Source organism: Arachidicoccus sp. (genome assembly GCF_050436765.1).
Classification (GTDB): domain Bacteria; phylum Bacteroidota; class Bacteroidia; order Chitinophagales; family Chitinophagaceae; genus Arachidicoccus.
This window is the reverse complement of sequence record NZ_JBNQGD010000417.1, coordinates 1-3037: the sequence shown is the minus strand read 5'-3', so window position 1 is coordinate 3037 and position 3037 is coordinate 1. Positions and strand designations below refer to the sequence as shown.

Genomic DNA, 3037 nt, shown 5'->3' with positions numbered 1-3037 from the left:
TCTGTTACTTGCGGGGGCACAAAACCTTGCGCATAGTTTCCATAAAAACCAATCTTATTTAAATTATAAGTGAACCCCACTTTGGGTGTTAGCCTGTTGAAGTGCTGTACAGAAGATGCAGCACCACTCACAGCAGAGCTTGGCAACGCATTTCTAAAATTATAACTAAACAAATCGTAGCGTGCCGCGCCCACAATTTTTAAATGATTTAATAGATCAAATCCATATTGCACAAAAGCGGCGTAATTATCTATACCCGTAGAATATTTAGTTAATAAGGAATCACCACTTGTATAGCTGGCATATCTGCCACTGGCATCTCTTTGAATATTGATAAAATTAGCCACATAATGGCTTGGACTGACATCAGTACTCAGCCCTGCAGTCAACTTGCTTCCCAGCCAATCAATTTTTTGTTGGTGCTGTACAATAGCCACAAAACTTTGAAAACTATTGTCATTAATCTCTCCCTTTGCTGTTGTAGGATCACTTTTATTATCCTTAATACGATACGAAGGATTTTGTCCCGTGCTGTTCTTGCGATACATAAAAGTAACCCGGCTATCCGAATGGTCATTCCACCGCTTTTCCAATACTGATTTCACGCGTAAGGCCCTTACTTTACGGTAGGTAAAAGTATAATTGGTAGAAAAATCTTTCCTTGCAAAAGCAGCACTGTCTAAAGAGCCGGTCATGTCAGCATAATAATCAATGTAGGTGGCGTTATTTGTCCATTTTAGTGCGTTCGAAAAAGCATAAACGGTATTTAAAGTCAAGGCGGTTTTATGAAAATCGCTGTAAGCAATGGGACCATTTTTTCTATTGGCATAATAGCCGCTAACCACGGCGCCAAATTTGCCAAAATTACTTCCCGCCTGCAAGTCCAAACGACGGTAACCATTGTTATCTTTTTGAACACTCAATTGTCCGGATGGCACTACCGGTGGTGGTGTAGTAATTATATTAACAGCTCCTCCTACAGCTTCCGCACCGTATTGAGCAGATGCCGGTCCTTTCAAAATTTCGATGCGCTGCATTGCCGCCATATTCATTTCCAAAAGTGCATTATGATTGTAGAGTCCCGTAGTACGGATGGGAATACCATCTTCTAAATACAAAAATAAACTCTTTGTGGTCATCGGCTGACGAATACTCATCTCGTGCTGTTCATTTCCCAGATCAACCATAAAAACACCAGGTATCTTATTGACTAATTGATCGAGTTGCGTCGCCTTCGTCTCTTCGATAGTGTGCTGACTTATCACGCTTATAGCCGCCGGAATATCTTTTCGGTTCTGCGTGAAACGATTACCAGAAACGACCACACGGTCAAGATCGTGATCCTGTGATGATAATTCGATAAGCAAAAATTTCGCTCCAATGTTTACTTTTTTTGTCTGGTAATTTATATCTGTGAATTCGAGCGAATCCTGAACGCTAACTTTAATTTTAAAGCCCCCCTGCTGATTGGAAATTGCATGGGAATGATTAGTAGTGCCAGATATTGAAACACCTTGCAGGGCCTGTTTTGAGTCTTTATCAATGATTTTTCCTGTAATAATAGTTTGCGCGCATAAGGTAACACTTGTACTGAGCAATGTCAATACGAGCCATAAAATATATTTAAGCTTCATAAAAGATTAGTTAAGTAGTAAGTAAAAAATGCTCTCCTTTAAACGCTTCATAGAAAATTTTTTACTCCTAATAAAATTTCGGAAATACCTATAAATATTGCAATGGGATAAGGCAGCACCCTTGCATAATACACAAGGAGTCGCTAACTTTAAGAAGAACTTAAGTCATTTATCAAAAAACCTTTCCCTAAAAATTAGGCAGTAGGCGGATGAAGAGTAGCCGCAAAAACAAATTGAGACACCAGCGATACATAATGTCCATTTAATGGTTGGGGAACATCGATATATACAATAACTGGTGAGATTGCTATGGGGTGAAAAAAGAAAACATCCATTTCGTTGGCAGTTCTTTTTTGCGGATTTTGCTGATCTTGTTGATCTGTCTCGTTTAATTTTTTTGTCAATTGACATTTCCCATCGCAATGCATGCTGGGATTACCCCGATTAACACATAGGTTTGTGGCAATATAATTTTGATTAATGTAAAAACTCGCCTTAACCAGAAACCTGTTAAACGACTGGCAAAAAATAAGTAGAAGAAGTAATATTGCAACGAAACCTTTGAGCATTGCTAAATTTTACGCTGCAAAGGTACAGCGACAAATAACAATACCAAAAGTATTTGAAGAAAATGTCAATTAAAATTGATTCTTATCACTTGGTGGCTTTCAGTTTTTTATATTCTTTATAACTGTCAATAATATATTGACCCAATTCAAGTTCATTCATATTTACTAAATCCTGAAAAGTCGGTCTGTACTCCTTCATGAAATCGCTGAGTTCATCATCATCCTTGATATTGGCAATCTTAGATACATAGCTGCGCGTAAAGCGGGAATCAACATAGCCTGACTGTTCATTATCCTTTGCAAACTGCCGGTAACGTTCTTGTCGTTTAATATTCTTTTTATCAAATAGGTTATACACGGAGGTAACCGGTGAGAAAGGATTGAATTTTGGTTTTGTATAATCGAATACATTGGCATACATCTGCCTGTTGGCCAAAGAATCTTTATGATAATTTCTGGTCATTACCCTTACTTCCGGTAATTCATCTGCATAGGATGGATCGTAAAAACCGGGATTTTGCAGATAGACATCAAATTTGTCGGGCGTTGTAATAAAAGAAATCGGATAATGAATAATTTCTCTTCCTTTAAAGGAAATAAAAATCGTATCATTTGTTGGCTTCGCGTCGATGGCATATAAGCCGTGAATATCCGTATAGGTAATATTTCCAGAAGACGTGCGCACCTGCATGGAGTCAACAGGGCTCGTCTGATTAAGCCCACCATATATGTGTCCGCGTATTACCCGTTGTGCACAACAATAGCCGAGACTAAAAACAACAAAACATGCGACGCAAATAAGATATTTCAAAGGTTTATATTGAGTGAACTACA

3 protein-coding genes are annotated in these 3037 nt (G+C 38.3%); all 3 read right to left on the bottom strand.

Annotated elements, in window-relative coordinates; genetic code table 11:
* Positions 1-1634 (bottom strand): TonB-dependent receptor plug domain-containing protein (locus tag ACQR30_RS17395; RefSeq protein ID WP_429737058.1); only part of this gene is annotated, 1634 nt, incomplete at its 3' end.
* Between the two features lie 194 nt (positions 1635-1828).
* A complete protein-coding gene (locus ACQR30_RS17390; RefSeq protein ID WP_429737057.1) occupies positions 1829-2038 on the bottom strand; it encodes a hypothetical protein in 210 nt (69 codons plus the stop codon).
* Positions 2039-2288: 250 nt separating this feature from the next.
* A complete protein-coding gene (locus ACQR30_RS17385; RefSeq protein ID WP_429737056.1) occupies positions 2289-3014 on the bottom strand; it encodes a hypothetical protein in 726 nt (241 codons plus the stop codon).
* Between the last annotated feature and the right edge of the window lie 23 nt (positions 3015-3037).